Source organism: Curtobacterium sp. VKM Ac-2884, assembly GCF_015350945.1.
Lineage (GTDB): Bacteria > Actinomycetota > Actinomycetes > Actinomycetales > Microbacteriaceae > Curtobacterium.
In genome coordinates this window covers 246,906-267,272 of record NZ_JADKSA010000005.1, presented here as the reverse complement: position 1 = coordinate 267,272, position 20,367 = coordinate 246,906, and the positions used below count along the sequence as shown (strand labels likewise).

19 protein-coding genes are annotated in these 20,367 nt (G+C 71.0%); 9 read left to right on the top strand and 10 right to left on the bottom strand.

Translation table 11 applies throughout. From position 1 onward, the window contains the following. Window positions 1–88 precede the first annotated feature (88 nt). From purS to ITJ60_RS15060, 4 genes are read left to right on the top strand one after another with little or no spacing between them, the layout of a single operon-like run. The gene (gene purS / locus ITJ60_RS15075) at window positions 89–340 is read left to right on the top strand and encodes a phosphoribosylformylglycinamidine synthase subunit PurS (protein ID WP_017886272.1); all 252 of its coding nucleotides are present in this window, start codon (window positions 89–91) and stop codon (window positions 338–340) included. 5 nt (window positions 341–345) lie between these two features. Next, window positions 346–1,041 (top strand): phosphoribosylformylglycinamidine synthase subunit PurQ, encoded by a 696-nt coding sequence (gene purQ, locus ITJ60_RS15070; RefSeq protein ID WP_111085606.1) that lies wholly within the window; start codon window positions 346–348, stop codon window positions 1,039–1,041. A 35-nt stretch (window positions 1,042–1,076) separates the two neighbouring features. Continuing rightward, window positions 1,077–3,458, top strand: coding sequence for a phosphoribosylformylglycinamidine synthase subunit PurL (purL, locus tag ITJ60_RS15065; protein ID WP_243692490.1), 2,382 nt, complete (start codon window positions 1,077–1,079; stop codon window positions 3,456–3,458). 16 nt (window positions 3,459–3,474) lie between these two features. Next, window positions 3,475–4,395, top strand: a complete 921-nt coding sequence (locus tag ITJ60_RS15060) for a 2-hydroxyacid dehydrogenase (RefSeq protein WP_194648513.1) — start codon at window positions 3,475–3,477, stop codon at window positions 4,393–4,395. Window positions 4,396–4,532: 137 nt separating this feature from the next. Here the strand turns inward: ITJ60_RS15060 and ITJ60_RS15055 are convergent, their stop codons facing one another. Next, window positions 4,533–5,666, bottom strand: a complete 1,134-nt coding sequence (locus tag ITJ60_RS15055) for a lactonase family protein (protein WP_194648512.1) — start codon at window positions 5,664–5,666, stop codon at window positions 4,533–4,535. Next, window positions 5,663–5,986: a chorismate mutase gene (locus ITJ60_RS15050; protein ID WP_194648511.1), complete on the bottom strand. Its 324-nt coding sequence runs from the start codon at window positions 5,984–5,986 to the stop codon at window positions 5,663–5,665. Before ITJ60_RS15050 ends, ITJ60_RS15055 begins: the two co-directional genes overlap by 4 nt. A 60-nt stretch (window positions 5,987–6,046) precedes the next feature. Between ITJ60_RS15050 and ITJ60_RS15045 the strand changes: the two genes are divergently transcribed. Then, entirely contained in the window at window positions 6,047–6,451 is a 405-nt protein-coding gene (locus ITJ60_RS15045) for a DUF1304 domain-containing protein (RefSeq protein ID WP_123340116.1), read from the top strand. 104 nt (window positions 6,452–6,555) lie between these two features. Here ITJ60_RS15045 and ITJ60_RS15040 read toward each other — a convergent pair whose 3' ends face one another. Continuing rightward, window positions 6,556–7,560: an iron-siderophore ABC transporter substrate-binding protein gene (locus ITJ60_RS15040; RefSeq protein ID WP_194648510.1), complete on the bottom strand. Its 1,005-nt coding sequence runs from the start codon at window positions 7,558–7,560 to the stop codon at window positions 6,556–6,558. Between the two features lie 58 nt (window positions 7,561–7,618). Between ITJ60_RS15040 and ITJ60_RS15035 the strand changes: the two genes are divergently transcribed. After that, the gene (locus ITJ60_RS15035) at window positions 7,619–8,485 is read left to right on the top strand and encodes a shikimate dehydrogenase family protein (protein WP_194648509.1); all 867 of its coding nucleotides are present in this window, start codon (window positions 7,619–7,621) and stop codon (window positions 8,483–8,485) included. A 31-nt stretch (window positions 8,486–8,516) separates the two neighbouring features. On the opposite strand, the gene ITJ60_RS15030 is transcribed toward ITJ60_RS15035, so the two are convergent. From ITJ60_RS15030 to ITJ60_RS15020, 3 genes are read right to left on the bottom strand one after another with little or no spacing between them, the layout of a single operon-like run. Beyond that, on the bottom strand, window positions 8,517–9,470 hold the full coding sequence (locus ITJ60_RS15030; protein ID WP_194648508.1) for an SDR family NAD(P)-dependent oxidoreductase: 954 nt from the start codon (window positions 9,468–9,470) through the stop codon (window positions 8,517–8,519). Window positions 9,471–9,504: 34 nt separating this feature from the next. Beyond that, window positions 9,505–9,891 carry a YchJ family protein gene (locus ITJ60_RS15025; protein WP_194648507.1) on the bottom strand — a complete coding sequence of 129 codons (387 nt, stop codon included), beginning with the start codon at window positions 9,889–9,891 and terminating at the stop codon, window positions 9,505–9,507. Window positions 9,892–9,900: 9 nt separating this feature from the next. After that, window positions 9,901–10,326 carry an organic hydroperoxide resistance protein gene (locus tag ITJ60_RS15020; RefSeq protein ID WP_194648506.1) on the bottom strand — a complete coding sequence of 142 codons (426 nt, stop codon included), beginning with the start codon at window positions 10,324–10,326 and terminating at the stop codon, window positions 9,901–9,903. A gap of 266 nt (window positions 10,327–10,592) precedes the next feature. Here ITJ60_RS15020 and ITJ60_RS15015 point away from each other — a divergent pair, with 266 nt between their 5' ends. Beyond that, window positions 10,593–11,279, top strand: a complete 687-nt coding sequence (locus ITJ60_RS15015) for a hypothetical protein (RefSeq protein ID WP_194648505.1) — start codon at window positions 10,593–10,595, stop codon at window positions 11,277–11,279. Window positions 11,280–11,498: 219 nt separating this feature from the next. Further along, on the top strand, window positions 11,499–12,248 hold the full coding sequence (locus ITJ60_RS15010) for an SOS response-associated peptidase (protein ID WP_194648504.1): 750 nt from the start codon (window positions 11,499–11,501) through the stop codon (window positions 12,246–12,248). 111 nt (window positions 12,249–12,359) lie between these two features. On the opposite strand, the gene ITJ60_RS15005 is transcribed toward ITJ60_RS15010, so the two are convergent. The 3 genes from ITJ60_RS15005 to ITJ60_RS14995 form a co-directional block, all read right to left on the bottom strand. Next, entirely contained in the window at window positions 12,360–17,879 is a 5,520-nt protein-coding gene (locus ITJ60_RS15005; RefSeq protein WP_194648503.1) for an Ig-like domain-containing protein, read from the bottom strand. 270 nt (window positions 17,880–18,149) lie between these two features. Then, a complete protein-coding gene (locus ITJ60_RS15000) occupies window positions 18,150–18,479 on the bottom strand; it encodes a hypothetical protein (protein WP_228510421.1) in 330 nt (109 codons plus the stop codon). Between the two features lie 157 nt (window positions 18,480–18,636). Then, the gene (locus ITJ60_RS14995; protein WP_123340108.1) at window positions 18,637–18,966 is read right to left on the bottom strand and encodes a hypothetical protein; all 330 of its coding nucleotides are present in this window, start codon (window positions 18,964–18,966) and stop codon (window positions 18,637–18,639) included. Between the two features lie 260 nt (window positions 18,967–19,226). Here ITJ60_RS14995 and ITJ60_RS14990 point away from each other — a divergent pair, with 260 nt between their 5' ends. Further along, window positions 19,227–19,697 (top strand): VanZ family protein, encoded by a 471-nt coding sequence (locus tag ITJ60_RS14990; protein WP_194648502.1) that lies wholly within the window; start codon window positions 19,227–19,229, stop codon window positions 19,695–19,697. Window positions 19,698–19,761: 64 nt separating this feature from the next. Here the strand turns inward: ITJ60_RS14990 and ITJ60_RS14985 are convergent, their stop codons facing one another. After that, window positions 19,762–20,322 carry a sortase gene (locus ITJ60_RS14985; RefSeq protein ID WP_123293616.1) on the bottom strand — a complete coding sequence of 187 codons (561 nt, stop codon included), beginning with the start codon at window positions 20,320–20,322 and terminating at the stop codon, window positions 19,762–19,764. Window positions 20,323–20,367 lie beyond the last annotated feature (45 nt).

Here is a 20,367-nt window from a genome sequence, read left to right as displayed (position 1 = left end):
CCACAGGAGGCCCGGATCCGTCCCGGCGTGTCGCGCGCGCCCCGTAGACTGGTCGCGTCCCCCACCCCTGAAGCGCTGGAGAGAACACGTGCCAACGATCGTCGTCGAGGTCATGCCCAAGGCTGAGATCCTCGACCCCCAGGGCAAGGCGGTGGGCAACGCCCTCGCCCGTCTGGGCAAGGCCGACCTGACCAACGTCCGCATCGGCAAGCGCTTCGAGGTGACCGTCGACGGCCCCGTCGACGACGCCAAGCTGGCCGAGGTCCGCGACATCGCCGCCGACGTCTTCTCGAACGCGGTCATCGAGGACGTCGTCTCCGTGACCGTCGAAGGTCAGTGACCCGGATGCGCATCGGCGTCATCACCTTCCCCGGCTCCCTCGACGACCGTGACGCCCAGCGCGCGGTCCGACTCGCCGGCGCCGACCCCGTCGCCCTCTGGCACGGCGACCACGACCTGCAGGGCGTCGACGCCATCGTGCTGCCCGGTGGGTTCTCGTACGGCGACTACCTGCGCGCCGGTGCGATCGCCGCGAAGGCACCGATCATGGCCGAGGTCATCGACGCCGCCGGCAAGGGCATGCCCGTGCTCGGCATCTGCAACGGTTTCCAGATGCTGGCCGAGGCCCGCCTGGTCCCCGGCGCGCACACCCGCAACGCGCACCAGCAGTTCATCCGCCGCGACCAGAAGCTCCGCGTCGAGACCACCTCGACCGCCTGGACCTCCGGGTTCACCGCGCAGCAGGAGATCACGATCCCGCTCAAGAACGCCGACGGCCGGTTCGTCGCCGACGCCGACGAGATCAAGCGCATCGAGGACAACGGCCAGGTCGTGTTCCGCTACGTCGGCGTGAACCCGAACGGGTCCATCGACGACATCGCCGGCGTCTCGAACGAGCGTGGCAACGTCGTGGGCCTGATGCCGCACCCCGAGCACGCGACCGAGCCCGGCTTCGGCCCGGACACCGCCGCTGCCATGGCCTCCGGCACGGACGGCCTCACCTTCTTCACCTCCGTGATCGAGTCGACGCTCGTCAAGTGACGGCCGCGACTCCAGTGACAGGGAACGACAACACCGTGACGACTTACGTGCGCCCGAAGCCCGACACCGTGCAGGATGCCGCGGCGACTCCCGACAAGGACCAGCCGTACGACGCGCTGGGCCTGAAGCCGGACGAGTACGCCCGCATCAAGGAGATCCTCGGCCGCCGCCCCACCTCGGGCGAGCTGGCGATGTACTCCGTCATGTGGTCCGAGCACTGCTCCTACAAGTCCTCGAAGAACTACCTCCGTCAGTTCGGCAAGAAGGTCACGCCGGAGATGACGAAGAACCTGATGGTCGGCATGGGCGAGAACGCCGGTGTCGTCGACGTCGGCAACGGCTGGGCGGTCACCTTCAAGGTCGAGTCGCACAACCACCCGTCCTACGTCGAGCCGTACCAGGGCGCCGCGACCGGCGTCGGCGGCATCGTCCGCGACATCATCTCGATGGGCGCCCGCCCGGTCGCCGTGATGGACCAGCTCCGCTTCGGCGCGATCGACCACGAGGACACCGCACGCGTCGTGCACGGCGTCGTCGGTGGCATCTCGTTCTACGGCAACTGCCTCGGCCTGCCGAACATCGGCGGCGAGACCTACTTCGACCCGGTGTACCAGGGCAACCCGCTGGTCAACGCCCTGGCGGTCGGCGTCCTGCGGCACGAGGACCTGCACCTGGCGAACGCGTCCGGTGCCGGCAACAAGGTCGTGCTGTTCGGTGCCCGCACCGGTGGCGACGGCATCGGCGGCGCGTCGATCCTGGCGTCCGACACCTTCACCGAGGGCGGCCCGACCAAGCGTCCCGCCGTCCAGGTCGGTGACCCCTTCGCCGAGAAGGTCCTGATCGAGTGCTGCCTCGAGCTGTTCCAGAAGGAACTGGTCGAGGGCATCCAGGACCTCGGCGCCGCGGGCATCTCCTGCGCCACGTCCGAGCTCGCGAGCAACGGCGACGGCGGCATGCACATCTCGCTCGACGACGTCCTGCTGCGCGACCCCACGCTCACGGCCGAAGAGATCCTGATGTCGGAGAGCCAGGAGCGCATGATGGCGGTCGTCCGCCCCGACAAGCTCGACGAGTTCCTCGCCGTGGTCGGCAAGTGGGAGGTCGAGACCAGCGTCCTGGGCGAGGTCACCGGCACCGGCCGTCTCGTCATCGACTGGCAGGGCCAAGAGATCGTCAACGTCGACCCGCGCACCGTCGCCGTCGACGGCCCGGTCTACGACCGCCCGGTCGCCTACCCGACCTGGATCGATGCACTGCAGGCCGACACCGCGGCGTCGCTCGACCGTCCAGCCGACGGCCCCGCCCTCAAGGCGCAGTTCCTCAGCCTGCTCGGTTCGCCGAACCTGGCGTCGAAGAACTGGGTCACGAACCAGTACGACACCTACGTGCTCGGCAACACCGCGCTGTCGTTCCCCGACGACGGCGGCATGATCCGCGTCGACGAGGAAACGGGTCTCGGTGTCGCCATCGCCACTGACGCCAACGGCCGCTACTGCCAGCTCGACCCGAAGCAGGGCGCTCGTCTGGCCCTGGCCGAGGCGTACCGGAACGTCGCCGTCACCGGTGCCGTCCCCGCCGCGGTCACCGACTGCTTGAACTTCGGCTCCCCTGAGAACCCCGAGGTCATGTGGCAGTTCTCCGAGGCGGTCGAGGGCCTGGCCGACGGCTGCATGGAGCTCGGCATCCCGGTCACCGGCGGCAACGTGTCGTTCTACAACCAGACCGGCTCGACCCCGATCCACCCGACCCCGGTCGTCGGTGTGCTCGGTGTCATCGACGACGTCGCCAAGCGCGTCCCGTCGGGCTGGCAGGACGACGGCCACAACATCTACCTGCTCGGCACGACGAGCCTCGAGCTCGACGGTTCGGCCTGGGCCGGCACGGTGCACGGACACCTCGGCGGTCGTCCGCCGGCGGTGGACCTCGGTCGCGAGAAGGAGCTCGCCGAGCTGCTCTTCGCAGCGAGCGGCGAGCAGCTGCTGACGAGTGCGCACGACCTGGCGGACGGTGGCCTCGGCCAGTCGCTCGCCGAGTCCGTGCTCCGCTTCGGCCTCGGCGCCCGCGTGGTCCTCGACGAGCTCGAGTCCCGCGACGGCGTCGACACGGCGACCGCGCTGTTCTCCGAGTCGACCGGTCGCGTCATCGTGACCGTCCGGCGCGAGGACGACGTCCGCTTCCAGGGCCTGTGCGCCGGTCGGGGCTTCCCGGTCCTGCGCATCGGCGTGACCGACGCCACGTCGAACGCGCTCGAGGTCCAGGGTGCGTTCACGGCGACGCTCGACGAGCTCCGCGGCACGCACAACGCGACGCTGCCGGCCCGCTTCGGCGACGTGATCGTCGAGGACGTCACCGAGGGGTACGTCGGCCGTGGGCCGCTCGACTCCGACGGTGCGTTCTCGCCGCGCACGGACTCCTAGGCCCGGCGGACACCGCGTGCTCATCGTCACCCTGCCCTTCGCGGAGCTCGTCGACCGGTTCGGCCCCGTGCCGGACGGCATCGAGCTGGACGTGTGGGACGTCGAGGCGCCGTACGGTCGCCCGGACGACGTCGCCATCACGTTCCTGCCGTTCTACTTCGGTGGACGGCACCGCTGGCAGTTCGTGCACGACCTGCCGGCGCTCGAGCTCCTACAGCTGCCGAGCGCCGGCTACGAGCACGCGGTGCCGCACGTGCCCGGTCACGCCCAGCTGGCGAACGGTCGGGGGATCCACGACGACGAGACGGCCGAGCTCGCCGTCGGGCTGGCGCTGACTTCGCTGCGTGAACTCGGGGCGTTCCAGGCCGATCGCGCCAACGGGGTGTGGGACGCCCGGAAGACCCGTTCCCTGGCCGACCGCCGGGTCACGGTCGTCGGCTACGGCGCGATCGGGTCGGCGATCGCCACCCGGTTCGAGGCGTTCCGCACCGAGGTCACCGTGGTGGCCCGCACCGCTCGCGACCAGGACGGTCGCAACGTGCACGCGTTCGGCGAGCTGCCCGAGCTGGCACCGACGACGGACGTCCTCGTGCTCATCGCGCCGCTGACGGACGAGACCGAGCGGCTGGTCGACGCCGAGCTGCTGGCCGCGCTGCCCGACGGCGCCCTGGTGGTGAACGTCGCCCGCGGCAAGGTCGTCGACACCGATGCACTGGTGGCGGAGCTGCAGTCCGAGCGGCTGTTCGCGGCGCTCGACGTCACCGACCCCGAGCCCCTGCCCGACGGCCACCCGCTGTGGACGACGCCGAACACGGTCCTCACGCCGCACGTCGGGGGCAACACCGACCTGAGCGTCCCGCGGTCGATCGAGCTGATGCGTCGGCAGGTCGCCGCGCTGGCCGAGGGTCGCCCGTTCGAGAACCTGATCGAGCGCTAGCGACCAGTCGGAACACGCCGTCGTCTGCGCGCGACGCCTCCGTGTCGACGAAACGCCCCCGGGTTCAGCGGCGTCTCGTGAACATGGAGGCGTTGTCGCAACACGACGGCGTCAGGCGCGCACCAGCAAACACGCCGTCAGAGCGGGACGATGCACGTCGGGGTCCCGACGGCGATCTGCTCGACGGCCTCGCCCGGCACACCGTCGGCACCGATCGGCAGCACGGCGATCGCGTCCGACCGCTCGTTGGCGACGAGCACGTACCCGGGCACCCGGGCGAAGTGCCGCGGCCAGGCACCCCCGCACGACGCGGACCCGACGAGCGCGAGCCCGTCGTCGGCAGCGTCGAGCACCACGATCAGGTCGCGGCCACGGACGGCGACGGTGACGAGTCCGGCTTCGTCGACCTCGATGTGGCTGAGGAGCGACTCCCCCACCGCACCCTCGAACGTCGGGGTCGAGGCGATCGTCACGAGCGAGCCGGACTCGTCGCGGCGGAGTCGGTGGACCGCGCCGTCGAGCTCACCGGCGACGAACAGGTCGCCGTCGTACCAGGCCAGGTGCCGCGGGCCGACGCCGGCCGCCACGTGGTGCACGCGCAGCGCCTCGAGCGTGGGGACGCCGTCGGCCGACACGGTCACACGGAACTCGTGCAGTGCATCGCCGCCGAGGTCGGCGACGAGCACCGTGCCGTCGGGCGTCGCGACGGACTGGTGCGCGTGCGGCGCATCCTGCCGGTCCTGCACCGGGCCGGTGGCGGCGGGCAGGGTCGCGACGGCGATGGCCGAGGCGGGGACGGCGAGCCGGTCGGTGCGGCCGTGCACGCCGTCGGCGGGCAGGACGACGCCGTCGCTCGCGAGCACCGAGGCGGAGAACGACTCGGCCGACGCCAGGGAGACGGCGGTGACGGTGCCGGAGACGTAGTTGGTGACGATGAGGGCCCCGGACGGGTCGACCCGCAGGTGGCACGGGGCGTCCCCGCCGGCGGAGGCGTCCCACAGGTGTTCGAGCGCGCCGTTCTGCATCCGGAAGGCCGAGACACCGCCGTCGTTCGTCTCGGACACGGCGTAGACACGGTCGCCCGACACGGCGAGGAACGAGGGATCGTCGAGCACCGCGACGGTACGAGCGACCGCGACGGTACGAGCGCCCGCGTCCGCACGGGCGCCCGTGCGGGCAGCGCCGCCGTCGACCAGGGAGATGCCGGTCGCGTTCCCTCCGCCGGTGGCGGTGTAGGAACCGACGAGCAGGGTCGGCAGGTCGACGCTCATTCGTCGCGTCCGGCGATGCGCTCGTGGTGGTGGATGACCTCGGCGACGATGAAGTTGAGGAACTTCTCCGCGAAGGCGGGGTCGAGGTGCGCCTCGGCGGCGAGGGTCCGGAGCCGTGCGACCTGGATCTGTTCGCGGTCCGGGTCGGCGGCGGGCATGCCCGATTCGGCCTTCAGGTGCCCCACTCGCTGGGTGTACTTGAAGCGCTCGGCGAGCATGTGGATGACGGCGGCGTCGATGTTGTCGATGCTCTGCCGGATGCTCCGGAGTTCGGCGACAGCCGTCGCTTCGGGCTCGGGCGGGGTGACGTCGTCGCTCATGCCCCGAGCCTACTGGCGGACGCGCAGCCGAACCCCGCCGACGCCTGCGAGAATGAGCACATGTCGGTCTTGCTCGTGATCTCGGGCGTGTGTGCGGTCCTCGCTGGCCTCGTCCACGTGTACATCTGGTTCCTCGAATCCATCATCTGGACGAGTCCACGCGCCCGCAAGGTGTTCGGCATCGCGACCGAGACCGAGGCCGACGCGACCCGCTCCCTCGCGTTCAACCAGGGGTTCTACAACCTGTTCCTGGCGATCGGCGCGATCCTCGGTGTCGTGCTGGTGCTGGCGGGCAACACCGCGACCGGCTGGACCCTCGTCGTGTTCTCGACCGCGAGCATGCTCGGCGCCGCGGTGATCCTGATCGGCTCCGGCCGCAAGTACGTCAACTCCGCGTTCAAGCAGGGCACGCTCCCGCTGATCACGCTGCTGTTCGCGCTGCTCGGCTCGAGCTTCCCCGTCTGAGCCGTCCCGACCACACCGTCAGCCCCGAACACCCCGCGAAAGCGACAGGGTGCCGCCGAACATCGGCGGCACCCTGTCGCTTTCGCGGGTGAAGTCAGGCCAGGTCAGCCGAGCTTGTCCTCGAACTGGGCCGGCAGCTTGTCGAGCGCCCACTCGATCGCAGCGGTGGTGCCCATCGAGAACGCCGACGACACGTCCTTGTCGTCGAAGACGATGTAATGGCCGGCCTCGACCGACGGCACCTTCTGGAACAGCGGGTCAGCCTCGGCCTTCGACGCGTCGACGTAGATCGGCAGGATCAGCGTCAGGTCGGCGTCGAGCAGGTCGAGGTTCTCGTCGGACAGCGTGACGGAGAACGCCTTGCCGGCTTCCTTGTCGATGGCCGACGGGATCGTGAACCCGAGGTTCTTCATGAACGACGAGCGGCTGTCGGTGGAGGCGTACGCGCCGAAGCCCTCGGAGCTGTACGCACCGACGACGGCGGTCTTGCCCTCGAAGTCCGGGTGCGCCTTGCGCGCCGCGGCGTACGCGTCGTCGAGGCCGGAGAGCAGCTTCTTGCCCTCGGACTCCTTGCCGAGCGCCTTCGCGATCATCGTGGTCTGCTGCTCGGTTGAGGCGAGGTAGTTCTCGCCGCCCTTCGGGATCGCGACGGTCGGCGCGATCGCGGACAGCTTGTCGTAGCGGTCCTTGTCGCCCGACGACTTCACGTCGAGGATCAGGTCCGGGTTGAGCTTGAGGATGTCCTCGTAGCTCGGCTCGAGCGTCTGGATGATCTTCGGTGACTTCGTGTACGCGTCCTTCAGCCACGGGCCGACACCGTCGCCACCGAAGGCGAGCCAGTCACTCGCGCCGACCGGCTGCACGCCGAGCTCGAGCGCGGTCTCGGCGTCGCCCCAGCCGAGTGCGACGACGCGCTTGGGCTGCGAGTCGATCGTCGTGGTGCCGAGGCCGGTCGTGATGGACACCGGGAAGGCGCCGTCGGACGACGATCCCGAGGACGACTCGGACGAGCTGGAGCCGGAGGCACAGCCGGCGAGGACGAGGGAGGCTGCGACGACGGCACCCGCAGCGGCGAGGACACGTCGGAGACGAAGGGATGAGCGAATCACGAAGGGTAGCCTAACCTAACGGGGCGCTCAGGAAATCGGCTGGATAGGCTGGGTGATCGTGGCCGTCCCAGATCCAGACCGCACGCGCCTCGCGGTGCTCGGCTCCCCCATCGCGCATTCGCTCTCCCCCGCGCTCCACGAAGCGGCCTACGACGCGCTCGGGTTGGGGTGGTCGTACGGGAGGCACGAGGTCGCGTCCGGCGGGCTCGACGCGTTCGTCGCGGGGCTGGGTCCCGGATGGCGCGGGCTGAGTCTCACGATGCCCCTCAAGCGCGAGGTGCTGCCGCTCCTCGACCGCACGACCCCGTTGGTCGATGAGCTCGGGGTCGCCAACACGGTGGCGTTCCGCCACGAGGGCTCCAGCATCGTCCGCGCGGGCGCCAACACCGATGTCCAAGGTCTCGTCCGTCCGGTCGAGGCGCTCGGGCACGTGCCCGGCGAGGCCACGATCCTGGGCGGTGGCGCGACCGCGGCGAGCGCTCTGACCGCGGCCGTGCGGCTCGGGGCGTCGCTCGTGCGCGTGTTCCTGCGCGACACCGCGAAGGCCGGGTCGCTCGTGGAGCTGGCCGTGCGGCTCGGCGTCTCGCTCGAGGTCCTGCCGCTCAGCGACCTGCCCGGCACCCACCACGGGTTCGTCCTGTCGACGCTTCCCGGCGGCGCGGCCGACCCGCTCGAGCTGGTGCCGTCGGGGTCGGACGCCGTGCTGTTCGACGTCGCCTACGAACCGTGGCCGACCGCCGTCGCGTCGCGTTGGGCCGGTGCGGGCGGCCGGGTGCTGAACGGTCTCGACATGCTCACCGAACAGGCGATCGGGCAGATCCGCTTCTTCCTGACCGGTGACGAGGACGAGCTGCTGCCCGACGAGGCCGCCGTCCGTCGTGCGATGCGCGCGGCCGTCGGCCTGCCCGCCGTCATCAGCAACTAGCCGACGACGACGACCCTGGCGCCCCCGGTGGTCAGCTGCGGGACCGCGCCTCGGCGTCGAGCAGCGCGACGGACACGTCCCACAGCCGGTCGGCCTGGTCCGGGTCGAGCGCCCAGGGCAGCACGCCGTGCAGGCCGTCCTCGATCCGTTCGACCACCGCTGCCTCGTGGCAGTCCTCGAAGTAGCGGCCGGTGACCCCGTCGAGTTCGGGTGCGGTGGCGAGGAGGACCGAGGTCGCGGCTCCTTGCTCGGGGGTCTTCACGGCATCGGCGGCGGCGATCTTCGTGGCGGCGAGGACCTCCGGGTCCCAGTGCTTCTGCAGCCCGGTCCAGATCCCGCCGGGCATCAGGGCGTTCGCGGTGATGCCGTCGGCGGCCCACCGCCGGCCGGCAGCGACGGCGAACAGCACGTTGGCGGTCTTCGACTGGCCGTAGGCGAGACCGGGCTCGTAGGGACGCCGGCGGAAGAACAGGTCGTCGAACACGACGGGCGAGCCGCCGTGGCCGCTCGACGACACCGAGACGATGCGGGCCGAACCCGAGGCCGCCAGGGCGTCGTGCAGCCCGAGCGCGAGGGCGAAGTGCCCGAGGTGGTTCGTGGCGAACTGCGACTCCCACCCGGCGGGCGTGTACGACTCGGGCGCGTCCATGATGCCGGCGTTGGCGACGAGGACGTCGAGCGGCCCAGACCACGCTGCGGTGAACGCCTCGACGGAGCCCGGGCGGTCCAGGTGCAGTTCGACGACGGCCGGTGCGTCCGTCCCCGTCGACCGGGCGATGTCGTCCGCGACCCGTCGGCCGACGTCGACGTCCCGCACGGCGAGCGTCACGCGCGCCCCGGCTCCGGCGAGTGCTCGGGTGGTCTCCACCCCGATGCCGGACGCGGCGCCGGTGACGATCGCCGTGCGTCCCGTCAGGTCGAGGCCGTCGACGACCTCGGCGGCCGTGGTCCGGTCGCCGAAGCGGGTGAGGTCGCGTGCGGGCATGTCGACTCCTGTCAGCTGGCGTGGTGCGGAGCCGTCAGGCGACGACACCGTCCACGTAGAACCATCGTCCCTGCTCGCGGAGGAACTCGCTCGTCTCCTCGAGCGTCCCGCGGTCGTCGTCGGAACGCCACCACGCGCGGAACGCGACCGTGCCCCGGGAGTCGAACGGGCCTCCCGAGGTCGTCGTCAGGACGTCCAACCGGGTCCAGCGCTGGGACGCGTCCAACTCGAGGCCCGCCGGACGGGTGCGCGGGTGCCAGGTGAGCAGCAGGTACTCCGGTAGTCCCAGTGCGAACGCACTGAAGCGGGAGCGCATCAGGCGCTCCGCGGTCGGCGCGGCCGCACCGCGGTGCAGGGGGCCGCAGCACTCGCCGTAGGGGTTGCCGCTCAGGCAGGGGCAGCGCGTCTCGTCGGTGACCACGCCGGAACGCTAGTCGACGATCGACAGCGTGACGGTGATGTTGCCGCGGGTGGCGTTCGAGTACGGGCAGATCTCGTGCGCGCGCTCGGCCAGGCGCTGGCGCTGCTCCTGCGGGGCGGCCGGCGCGTAGACGTCGAGCTCGACGGCCAGGCCGAAGGCGCCGTTGCCGGCGCTGCCGATGCCGACCTCGGCGGAGACCTCGGCGCCGGTGGTGTCGAGGTCGAGTTCCTTGCCCGCGGCGTGCAGTGCGCCGAGGAAGCACGCGGCGTACCCGGCGGCGAACAGCTGCTCGGGGTTGGTGCCCTCGCCGCTGCCGCCCATCTCCTTCGGCGGGCGGGTGTCCAGGTCGAGCCGGTCGTCCTCGCTGCGGACGTGCCCGTCGCGGCCGCCTCCGGTGGCGTGGGCGGCTGCGGTGTAGACGATGTCGAGACTCATGGATCCGAGGTCATCGCGCCCACCTGGACGTGTGCTGCGCGTGCCCGGGGTGCCGGGCCCGGGAGCCCGCGCGTGCCCGGGCCGCCGGGCGTGTCCGCGGCGTGCCGGCGCCGCACCCGCGCCGCAACCGCGCCGCAACCGCGCCGCACCCGCGCCGCACTTCGTGAGCAGAAATGGTCGGGTCCCACGAGCGCACTCGACCATTTCTGCTCACGAAGTACCGAGCGCCCGAGCCACGACGCCGCACGCCCGGGTAGACATGACACGTGTTCAAGATCGGGTGGCAGGTGTACCGGGAGCGACTGCCCGCCCTCGTCAGCGTGCAGCGCCGCCGCCGCATCGTGGTCGTCGGCGTGATCGTGGCTGTCGTCGCGCTGGCGGGACTCGTCGTCCTCGGACTGTTCTTCGACGACGGCTCCCTCCCCGTCGCCGCTGCGATCGTCGTGGCGGTGCTGTTCGCCTCCGGCATCGGACTCATCGGCACGTGCTTCGTACCGGTCGGGCCGAAGGGCTGGAACGTCCCGCCGATCCCCGGCATCGGCTGGCGCACCCAAGAGGCGGTCGCCCGCTACTACCGCCGCAACCCTCCCGCGGTCGACCCGAAGCACCGTGACGCCGTCCTGCACGGCATGCCCGAGACCCGGGATCTGCTGGTCCGGGCAGCGTTCCGCGGGTACCTGCTGCTGGGAGGGTGGGCGCTCGCGTTGCTCGCGACCGTGCTGCTCAACGTCTTCACAGTCTCGACGAACGACGACATCGTCGGTCTCTCCGCGGTCTGGATCCTCATCCCGGCGAGCGGTGCCGTCACCGCCATCGGGGGCATCCGCACCCTCAGCCGTCAGGAGCAGCTGCGCGTCGAGGCCGAGGCCCTCCCGCCCGTCCCCCCGGCACCGCCCGCCCGCGGCCGTCCCGGCACCCCGAAGGGCAGCAAGCTCTCGCTGCCGGGCGACTGACCCGTCGAGTACGTCGTCCGCCTCGGCTGCTCCGAGCGCGCCCGGGTCGCCGCCGAGGCCGCCGAGCCGCTCGAGGTCCCCGCCGGCCCGACCTCGTGAGCAGAAATGGTCGGGTGGCGTGACGGGACCCGACCATTTCTGCTCACGAAGCGGAACAGGCCGACACGACGCAACAGCACCGGCCGCGCGACTGTCGGGGGCACAGAGCACACTGGGCGCATGTGTGGAAGGTTCGTCGTCTCCGACACCACGGCTGATCTGTTGCCCGAGCTCCTCGGTGAGCTCGCCGGCCGGACCGAGCACGTGGACCAGGACACCGGCGTCGTGGGGACGGGCCTGGTGCCGAGCTGGAACGTCGCCCCGACCGACCCCGTGTCCGCGGTGCGCCAGCGGCACGGCGAACGCGAGCTGCCGCAGATCAGCTGGGGCTTCGTGCCGAGCTGGGCGAAGGACTTCCAGAAGCAGCGCCCGAAGCCGATCAACGCCCGCATCGAGACGGTCGCGACGAGCGGCATGTTCAAGCGGGCCTTCGCGACGAACCGCTGCATCGTGCCGGCGCAGGGCTACTACGAGTGGGTGGTGCGCGAGGACGGCAAGGAGCCCCACTTCGTCCACGAGCCCGGTGGCGCCCTGGCGATGGCCGGGGTCGTGAGCGCCTGGCCGGACCCGACGAAGCCCGAAGGCGACCCGGACAAGTGGCGGCTCTCCCTGGCGATCATCACGCGGGATGCCCACGTGGCCCCGGGCGAGGTGCACGACCGCATGCCGGCGTTCCTGACGCCCGACGGCTACGACGACTGGCTCGGCGGCGGCACCGGTGGCGCCGGGGGCCTCGGCACCGACGACCTGCTGGCCCTGCTCGACCACGAGTCGCTGACGGTCGCGGCCGGCCTGGAGCAGTACGAGGTCGCGCGCACCGTGAACAGCGTGAAGAACGACGGCCCGCAGCTCATCGAGCCCGTCGCGTAGCGGCGGGTCGACGCGCGGCCGCGCGCACGCGACCGGGCAGGAAGACGGGAGGCCCGGATCACGTGCGCCTGTCGGCTGACGTGATCCGGGCCTCCCGGTCGACCGCGGTGGTTACGGACGCGCGCTGCGTCGGATCCCCGGGGCGGCTGCGATGCCCGCCGCGATGCGGCGACGCGTCACGAGCAGCACGCCGGCCAGGAGCAGCGCGATCGCCGCGAGGCCGAGGCCGACGAGGCCGGTCGCACCGGTGAAGGCGAGCTCCGCGGTGTGGACCGCTGCCGCGATGCCGGTCGGGTAGGTGACCGTGATGGTCGCCGTCACCGTCTGGCCATTGCTGTCCGTCAGCGTGTACCCGATGAAGGTGGTGCCGGTGTGGCCCTTCGCCGGGGTGAAGACGACCTTGCCGTCGCGGACGGTCCAGGTGCCCTCGTGGCTGACGACGACGCGGTCGGACTGCTTGCCCGTCTCCGGGTCGATCAGGTGCAGGGTGCCCGCCTCGAAGGTGGCACCGCCCGAGGCGGAGTCGTTGTCGAGCGGGTCGATCGTGACCTGGTGCCCGACGGTCCCGGTGGCGGAGTCGTCCTTCGCGACCGCGGCGGCGACGACCGTCATCGTGGCGGTGGCGGTGGTGGTCTGCCCCGAGGCGTCCGTCACCGTGTAGGTGAAGGTGTCCGTGCCGGTGAAGCCGGCGGCCGGGGTGTAGACGTACGCGCCGGTGGGCTGGACCGTCACCGTGCCGTGGGCCGGCCGCCGGTCCAGGGCCGCGGTGAGGCGGGTGCCCTGGTCGTTGGCGAGCAGACCGTGGGCGGTGTCACGGGCGATCGGGGTGCCGGCGACGGTGCGGCCGGCGTCCTTCGTCGCGTCGATGCCGACGGTGACGGTGACGGTGGCGTCGACCTGCTGGCCCGATCCGTCCTGTGCCCGGTAGGTCACGGTGTCGGTGCCGGAGAAGCCCTTCGCCGGGGTGTAGACGAACGTGCCGTCCGCGGCGATCGAGACCGTGCCGTGCTCCGCCGTGCCGGAGGTCACGACCGTCAGGTCACTGCCGTGGTCGTTGCCGAGCACACCGGGGCCGGCGACGGTGACCGGCTTGCCGGCCTTCGTGGCTGCCTTGTCGTTCGTCGCCGTCGGGGTGACGGTGATCGTGACGAGGCCGGTCGCGGTGTTGCCGTCGCGGTCGACCGCCGTGTAGGTGAAGGTGTCGATGCCCGACCAGTCGTGCTCCGGCGTGTAGACGTACGAGCCGTCCTTCGCCAGCACCACGGTGCCGTGTGCCGGCTTGCGGTCGGTCTTCGCCCACAGGTCGGTGCCCTCGTCGTCGGACAGGACGCCCGTGCCGACGGTGGCGGTCACGGTGCCGTTGGTGGCGGTGCGGCCGGTGTCGGGCGTCGCCATGGTGCCGACCAGGACGGTGACGGTCGCCGTGGCGGTCTGACCGGAGCCGTCCGTGACGGTGTACGTGAACGTGTCCGTGCCGGAGAAGCCCTTCTTCGGCAGGTAGACGAGCGAGCCGGGCTCGGTGCCCTTGGTCACGTCGCCGTGTGCGGCGTCACCGTGGCCGGTGACCGTGAGCGTCGTGCCGTGGTCGTTGGCCGTCAGCGTCGTGCCGGCGATCGCCAGCGCCGTCCCCGCGGTGGTGTGCACGGCGTCCGCGACGGCGACGGGCTCGACCGTCACCGTGACGGTCGCCGTCGCGGTGCCGCCGGTCGGGTCGGTCACCGTGTAGGTGAACGTGTCCGTACCGGAGAAGCCGTCGGCCGGCGTGTACGTGACGGTGCCGGTGGTGCCGGTGCTGGCTCCACCTCCGCCTCCGCCTCCGCCTCCGGTGATCGCGGCCTCGCCGTGACCGGGCTTGGTGACCGCGGTGACGGAGAGCTTCGTACCGGAGTCGTTGCCCGTGACCACGACGTCGACCAGGGTCGAGGCGGTGGTGGTCGCGGTGTCGGCGACGGCCTTCGGGGCGACGACGATCGTCACGGTGCCGGTCGTGGTGCCGCCGGCGCCGTCGGTGACGGTGTAGTCGAACGAGTCCGGACCGGAGTAGCCGGGCTTCGGCGTGTAGGTGTAGCCGCCGTCTTTCTCGACGACGACGTCACCGTGCGACGGGTCGGTGTTGTCCGTGACGTGCAGGTCGGTGCCGGTGGCGCCCTCGAGCACGCCCTTGTCGGCCGGCACGGTGGTCGAGCCGTCGGCGTCGGCCGTGGTCGAGCCGCCCGCCGTGACGGGGGTGACCCGGACGGAGACGGTGCCGGTGTTCGTGAGGCCGTTGCGGTCCGTGACCGTGTACGTGAACTCGTCGGTGCCCGAGAAGCCCGGCTTCGGCGTGTAGGTGACCGTGCCGTCGTCGTTCCGGACCGCGGTGCCGTTCGTGCCGCTCTTGCCGACGAGGATGTCGAGCACGGACAGGCCGGTGCCGTGGTCGTTGCCGGTCAGGTCGGCGGAGGTGACCGTCTTGCTGCCGCCTGCCTTGACCGTGATCTCGTCCGGCTCGGTGCCGGGCTCGACCGTGATGGTCACCACACCCGTGGCGGTCCCGCCGGAGGGGTCCTTCGCCGTGTAGGTGAAGGTGTCCGTGCCCGAGAAGCCGTCCTTCGGGGTGTACGTGTACGACCCGTCCTCCGCCAGCTCGAGGTCGCCGTTCGCCGGTTCGAGGTCGACCGTGGCGGTGAGCTTCGTGCCCTCGTCGTTCGCGAGCACGCCCGTGCGGTCGTCGCCGTCCCCGCCCACGGTCAGCGTGGTGCCGGCAGTGGCGGTCGCGGTGTCCAGGGTGGCCATCGGGCCGACGACGACGGTGATCGTGCCGGTCGTGGTCTGGCCGGAGTCGTCCCGCACCGTGTAGGTGACGGTGTCGGTGCCCGAGAATCCGGGCTTCGGCGTGTACGTGATCACGCCGGTGGCCGGGTCGATCGTGACGTCGCCGTGCGTCGTGCCGTCGGCGTCCGGCACGGCGGCCGCGTCGGTGACGGTCAGCTTCGTTCCCGTGTCGTTGCCGGTGAGCGTCTCCGGCGCGATGGTCAGCGTCTCGCCGGACTTCGTCGACACGGTGTCGCCGTTCGCGACCGGCTTGACGGTGACGGTGACCGTCGCCGGGCTGGTGGTGACCTTGTCGCCGTCGGTCACGGTGTAGGTGAACGAGTCGGTGCCGGAGAAGTCACCCGTCGGCGTGTAGTCGACGGTGCCGTCCTCGGCGACCACGGCGGTGCCGTTCGCCGGACCGGTGACGATCGTGGTGACCAGGTCCGTGCCGCGGTCGTTGTGCTGCACGTCGACGTTCACCGGGGTGCCGGCGCTCGTCGTCGTGGAGTCGTTCGCGATCGTCGGGTTGACCGTGATGGTCACCGTGGCGGTCGTCGGCGCACCGGCGGTGTCCGTCGCGGTGTACCGGAACGAGTCCGTGCCCGAGAAACCGTCGGCCGGCGTGTAGGTGGTCGCACCGGTCGCCTTGTCGAGGGTGAGCTCGCCGTGCGCGGGCTTCGTGTTCGACGAGACGGTCAGGCCGGTGCCGAGGTCGTTGCCCAGGACGCCGGTGGCGCGGGTGTCGGCGGTGTACGTGGTGCCGGCGGCGACGCGGACGGTGTCGTCCTTCGCCAGCGGGGCGACGTTCACGGTCACGGTGACGGTGTCGCTCTTCCCGTTGCCGTCGGTGACCGTGTACGTGAAGGAGTCGGGGCCGGAGTAGCCGGTGGCCGGGGTGTAGGTGGAGCTGCCGTCCTTCGCGACGACGACGTCACCGTGCGACGGCTTGGTGCTGCCCGTGACCGTCAGGTCCGAGCCGAGGTCGTTGGCGAGCAGGCCGGGCGCGGTGCCGGGGGCGGTGGTGCCCGCCGTCGCGGTGATCGTGTCGGCGACCGCGGTCGGCAGCACCGTGATGGTGACCGTGCCGCTGATCGGTGCGCCGTCGCCGTCCTTCGCCGTGTAGGTGAAGGAGTCCGGGCCGGAGTACCCGGCGGTCGGGGTGTACGAGTACGAACCGTCCTTGCCGACGGTCAGGTCACCGTGGGCGGGCTTGGTGTTGCCCGTGACCGTCAATCCGGTGCCGTGGTCGTTCGCGAGCAGACCCGTCTTCGCGTCCGCGGTGGCGGTCTGGCCGGCGTGCACGCTGAACGCGTCGTCGGTGCCCGCCGGGGCGACGGTGATCGTCACCGTGCTGGTCGAGGTCTGGCCCGACGAGTCCTTCGCCGTGTACTGGAAGGTGTCCGTGCCTGAGAAGCCGTCGGCCGGGGTGTACGTGTACGAGCCGTCGGGCTGCACGGTCGCGGTGCCGTGGGCGGGCGTGGTGTTCGACACGACGGACAGGCCGGTGCCGCTGTCGTTCGACAGCACGCCCTTGGACGCGGGCACCGTCAGCGTGGTGCCGTTCGGCGTGTTGCCGGTGTCCGAGGTCGTGGTGACGTGGACGGCCTTGAGCGTGTTGGTGAAGGTCACCATGACGTCGGTGCCGTCGGCGGTCGTGGCTGCGGGGAACGTGAAGGTGCCGGTGTTCCCCTTGCCGTCGGCGACCAGCGCGCCGGTCGTCTGGTTCCGTGCCACCCACGACGTGCTGTAGTTCGCCAGGTCGGTGGTGCCCGAGGCGGTCTGCGTGACCGTGTAGTCCTTGTTCGGTGTGCTGAGGACGGCGCCGGCGCGCTGCGACTGGGTGCCGGTGCCCGTGCCGGTCGTCGTCGCCGAGGTGCCGGGCTTCGTGGGGTCGATGCCGCCGCCGGTGATGGCGAGGCCGAACTGGTCGCCCGCGTTCCAGCGCTTGTCGACGCTCGCCTCACCGGTGACGGTGTCGGCGTAGTTGCAGCTGGCGAGGTCGGTGGCGGCGTAGTTGCCGACGATCGGGAAACTGCGGACCTGCGCGCCCGAGGTGGGGTCGAGCTGGTAGATCGTGGTCGTGGAGACGTTGTTCGCCGTCACGGTGTTCGACACGTACAGGTAGCCGTCGGACGAGAACGCGATGCCCGGGCTGCTGGTGCCCGCCGGCAGGGTCGCGATGGCGGAGGTCGACATGGCGGTGGCGCCCGGGGTGCTCGAGACCTCGTCGGTGTTGACGCGGTAGACCGTGTCGGCCGCGACGACGAAGAACAGGCCGCGCGAGCTGAACGCGAAGTCACCGTTGCCGGCCTTCAAGCCGTTGATCTGCCCGACCTGGCCCAGGTACGTGCTGGTGGCCGGGTCGTAGGCGCCGAGCCACCCGGCGTTGTCGCCGTAGTAGTAGATGCCGTCCTTCGGGTTCACCGCACCGCGGATCACGACGCGCTTCTGGTCCGTCGTGATCGGGTCGGACACGCTCCCGTCCTTCGGGTTGTACTGCCGGAGCGTGGCGCTGACGTTGTTCGACGCGGCGAACATCGACACGCCCTCACGCGAGATACCGAGGCCGTTGTTGGCCCCGGTGCCGAGGTTCGTGACGTCCGCGGTCGTGCCCTTGGAGTCGCCGGTGGTGATGTCCACGGCGACGACCTTGCCCGTGCTGTCGATGGCGTAGAGCGTGTTCTGGTCGCACACCAGTGCACCGTTCGAGATCGCGGTGACGGCCGAGGCCGGCTCGGCCGCGATGACCGCCGTGGTCGTCGAGAGACCGGCGCCGACGAGCAGCGCAGCGCCGAACATGGCGACGGTTCGGACGCCGAAGCGGCGTCGAGGCACAGCGGTGCCCTGGTTTCCAGGCAGCATGATCACTTTCGGGTCGAGACGATGCGGGCGCTGAGCAACGGCCGTCGGTTCAGGGAGAACGGTCGTTGGCGCCGGGTCGATACTGGCAGGTCTCGACACCGAAGTGGGGTCGGTGCGGGTCCCCAATAGGGGGGACCACTCGTTGTGGGGGTAGGCGCATCTCAGGGCCGCGCCACCCGCTCGGGGCACAAGAAAACCCCACCGGGATCCGGTGGGGTTTCGGGGGTTCGAGCGTGGGCTGGATCAGGCGGTGGCGCGGATCACGTCCGGCAGCAGCACGTGCAGCCGTTCGGCCAGACGCCCCTTCGCCTCGTCGAGGGAGCGGAAGTCCCCCACGTACTCGCCGAACGTGTCGGCGACGAAGAAGTGCGTGCCCTGCCGGTCGACGGTGCCGCCGTAGTACCCGCCGTAGTTCGCGACCCAGAGCCCGGTGTCGGGCTGCGCCCAGCTGATGCGGACACGAGCAGGCGCGGTGTCGGCGACGACCTGCGCCTCGATCTCGTCGATGACCTCGATCGTCCGGGTGTCCAGCGTCACTTCGGTCTGCTGGTGGTGATCGGCGGTCATGCTCATGGTCGTGCTCCTTCGGGCTGTGCTGCGTGCTGGTGCTTCGTGCTGCGTGCCGGTGCTGCGGGCGTCGCGGACGCCGATGGTGCGTGATGGAACGGGCGCCGACGGTGCCCGTGGCGCGGGGGCGTGGTGGTGCGGTGGTGCGGTGGTGCGGTGGTGCCTACTCGACCGGTCGGATGACCGACGGGAGCATGACGTGGAGCTGGTCCTCGAGCTTGGTCTGCGCTTCTTCCAGCGATGCGAACTCACCGACGACCAGGCCGAAGGTGTCCGAGGCGACGAAGCGGCCGTCGCGCTTGTCGACGCTGCCGCCGAAGTACCCGCCGTAGCCAGCGATCCACTCGCCCTGGTCTTCCTGCACCCAGGTGACCTTGGCGCGGGTCGGACGGGTCGAGGGCGCCGCGTCGGCTTCGAGGATCGCGATGGTGTCGACCGTGTCGGTGTCGAGGGTGACCTCGGCCTGCGTCGCGTTGTTGACGGTGATGCTCATGTCGCTCTCCTTCACGATCCGGGGTACATCTGCTGACACCAGAACGCTACGAGAACCACGGCCCGAACCGCCAGCGATGCCCGTTGATTCACGGGTTCTCTCAATGCGGCCCATCGGCGTCCCCCGGGTTTCCGGGGCGGTGTGACGTCTTTCCGGGGTACACGCGCCAGATCGGGGTACTCGCTTTCCGGACCTCCGAGATGCGTCACGGAATGACGGAGACACCCATCCGGGAGGCCCGACTCACTACCGTCGGTCGGGTGACCTCCGACAGTCCCCGCGATCCAGGGCACGCCCCGGCCACCGGACGCAGCCGTCGGGTCGCGACGTGGCTGGCCGCCGCCTACGGCGTCGCGGTGGTGCTCGTCGGGTTCTGGGGTTCACCCGTCGACGCGGTGGCCGGTCCGACGCTCGACCGGGTGATCACGATCGCCCATCGCCACGGAGCCCCCGACTGGTTCGGCTACGGCACGATCGAGTCGTTGTCGAACGTGGTGTTCTTCGTCCCGCTGGGTCTGCTCGTGCTCCTGCTCGCGGGAGCGCGGTGGTGGTGGGCCGGGGCGGGTGCGGGCCTGGCCGTCAGTGTCGGCATCGAGACCGGCCAGGCGCTCTTCCTGCCCGCGCGCACCGCGTCACTGGCCGACGTCCTGGCGAACGGCCTGGGTGCGGTTCTGGGCTCGCTGCTCGGGGTACTGGTGCTGTCGTGGGCGGCGCCCCGACGGCGTCGCTGACACCCGGACACGACGAAGCCCCCGGGGCGATGCGCTCCGGGGGCTTCGTGCAGTGCGTCGAGACTCAGACGGACTCGCGCTGACGACGGACCGAGGTGCGGACCAGCAGCAGGCCACCACCGAGGACGACGGCGCCGCCGGCGACCCAGATCGCGAGCATCGAGATCGTGGAACCGGTGAAGGCGAGCTCGCCGTTGCCGTTGGTGCCAGCAGCAGCAGCCGGGACGACGGCGGTGCCGTCGGCCGGGACGACCGTCAGGGCCGAGGTGGCCACGTTGCCCGAGGTGGCGCCGGTCGCGGTGAGCGAGTAGGTGCCCGACGCGCCCTGCGGCAGCGTGACGGAGACCGCAGCGGCACCGGTCGACGACGCCGTGTAGGTCTTGGAGACGGTGGTGATGGGCAGCGCGCCCAGCGTGACGGCGCCAGCACCGGTCACGGAGACGGAGACCGTCTCGTTGGCGACGAACGAACCGGCGGCGAAGCCGACGGTCGCGGTGCCACCGGAAACGGCCGAGCCCGAGACGCTGACGTTCGACGCGGGCACGTAGCCGGCGGCGTTGGCAGCGGACGGAACGGCAACGAACGCAGCAGCGGCCAGGACGACCGCAGCAATGATCTTCTTCATGGATGTGTCCCCTAGACCCTGATGTCTCCGCTCGTGGACCCTGAT

Excerpts from the sequence above, each read along its gene's own strand:
- ITJ60_RS14995 (WP_123340108.1), bottom strand. The coding sequence starts at position 18,966 with ATGAGCATCACCGTCAACAACGCGACGCAGGCCGAGGTCACCCTCGAC.
- ITJ60_RS15050 (WP_194648511.1), bottom strand. The coding sequence starts at position 5,986 with ATGAGCGACGACGTCACCCCGCCCGAGCCCGAAGCGACGGCTGTCGCC.
- ITJ60_RS15055 (WP_194648512.1), bottom strand. The coding sequence starts at position 5,666 with ATGAGCGTCGACCTGCCGACCCTGCTCGTCGGTTCCTACACCGCCACC.
- ITJ60_RS15000 (WP_228510421.1), bottom strand. The coding sequence starts at position 18,479 with ATGAGCATGACCGCCGATCACCACCAGCAGACCGAAGTGACGCTGGAC.
- ITJ60_RS15030 (WP_194648508.1), bottom strand. The coding sequence starts at position 9,470 with ATGCCCGCACGCGACCTCACCCGCTTCGGCGACCGGACCACGGCCGCC.
- ITJ60_RS15010 (WP_194648504.1), top strand. The coding sequence starts at position 11,499 with ATGTGTGGAAGGTTCGTCGTCTCCGACACCACGGCTGATCTGTTGCCC.
- ITJ60_RS15020 (WP_194648506.1), bottom strand. The coding sequence starts at position 10,326 with ATGAGTCTCGACATCGTCTACACCGCAGCCGCCCACGCCACCGGAGGC.
- purQ (WP_111085606.1), top strand. The coding sequence starts at position 346 with ATGCGCATCGGCGTCATCACCTTCCCCGGCTCCCTCGACGACCGTGAC.
- ITJ60_RS15045 (WP_123340116.1), top strand. The coding sequence starts at position 6,047 with ATGTCGGTCTTGCTCGTGATCTCGGGCGTGTGTGCGGTCCTCGCTGGC.
- ITJ60_RS14985 (WP_123293616.1), bottom strand. The coding sequence starts at position 20,322 with ATGAAGAAGATCATTGCTGCGGTCGTCCTGGCCGCTGCTGCGTTCGTT.